The following is a 260-nucleotide window of genomic DNA, read 5'->3' as shown; positions in this document are numbered from 1 at the left end:
CTCGTTGGCACTGCATAATATCCACGAAAAACCAAGTTTCAATTGGCAAGTAACGTCTCTCGCCAGTCAGGCATCCATGTCCAGATCATCTTTTTTCGCGACCTGTAACAAGGTCGTTGGTATGCCACCTATGCAATACCTTCTCTTCTGGCGTATGTCTTTGGCCAAAAAGGCTTTGTTGTGCACGGCAGACAAGCTTGAGCAGATTGCTTTTCAAATTGGATATCAATCAGCTAGCGCATTTCATGTCGCGTTTAATA

Annotated in this window: 1 protein-coding gene; it reads left to right on the top strand. The window is 44.6% G+C overall.

Annotated elements, in window-relative coordinates:
• Positions 1-4: 4 nt before the first annotated feature.
• A partial coding sequence (locus SB753_RS38650; RefSeq protein ID WP_410805361.1) for a helix-turn-helix transcriptional regulator occupies positions 5-260 on the top strand: 256 nt, incomplete at its 3' end.

The sequence above is a fragment of the Paraburkholderia sp. SIMBA_053 genome (assembly GCF_046534895.1).
GTDB lineage: Bacteria > Pseudomonadota > Gammaproteobacteria > Burkholderiales > Burkholderiaceae > Paraburkholderia > Paraburkholderia caledonica.
This window is presented reverse-complemented; position numbering and strand designations above follow the sequence as displayed.